Source organism: Mesorhizobium sp. M0854 (assembly GCF_040319815.1).
Classification (GTDB): domain Bacteria; phylum Pseudomonadota; class Alphaproteobacteria; order Rhizobiales; family Rhizobiaceae; genus Mesorhizobium.
The window spans coordinates 1-673 of sequence record NZ_JAMYOL010000091.1; the positions used below are offsets into that span (position 1 = coordinate 1).

The 673-nt window shown below is 69.2% G+C and carries 1 protein-coding gene; it reads right to left on the minus strand.

Annotation, left to right across the window (positions count from 1 at the left end; translation table 11 throughout):
* Positions 1 to 673 (minus strand): AMP-binding enzyme (locus NKH99_RS32670; RefSeq protein WP_353017989.1); only part of this gene is annotated, 673 nt, incomplete at both ends.

Genomic DNA, 673 nt, shown 5'->3' on the forward strand with positions numbered 1-673 from the left:
CGTCCGACCCGCTCGACCCTGAGAAGCTCCGCCCAGATCTGTGCCAGCGTCGTCTCGATCTCGCCCTGCGGCGCCTCATAGGCCGCCCGCGCATAGGCGTCGTCGTCGGGAGCCGGCAGTCCCTTGCGGTCGAGCTTGCCGTTCGCCGTCAGCGGCAGCGCCGCAAGCTGCACGAAGGCCGATGGCACCATGTAGTCCGGCAGCCGCGCGCTTAAGTATGTGCGCAGGGTGGCGGCAAGTGTGCTTCCATCCTCGTCGTCCGATCCGGCCTCGGCCGCAACCACATAGGCGATGAGCCGCTTGTCGTCGGCGCCATCCCCGTGTGCCACCACTGCCGCCTCGCGCACCCAGGCGTGCTCGCAAAGCCGCGCCGCGATCTCGCCCGGCTCGATGCGGAAGCCGCGGATCTTCACCTGGTCATCGTTGCGCCCCAGAAACTCCAGATTGCCGTCCGGCAGGTAGCGCCCCAGATCGCCGGTCCGGTACATGCGGGCGCCAGGCTCGCCGCTGAACGGATCGGCCAGGAACCGCTCCGCTGTCAGCTCCGGCCGGTTGAGGTAGCCACGCGCAACGCCGGCCCCGCCGATGTAAAGCTCGCCCACCGCCCCGAATGGAACCGGCGCGCCATGGCCGTCCAGAAGATACACCCGCGTGTTCGCAATCGGACGGCCGA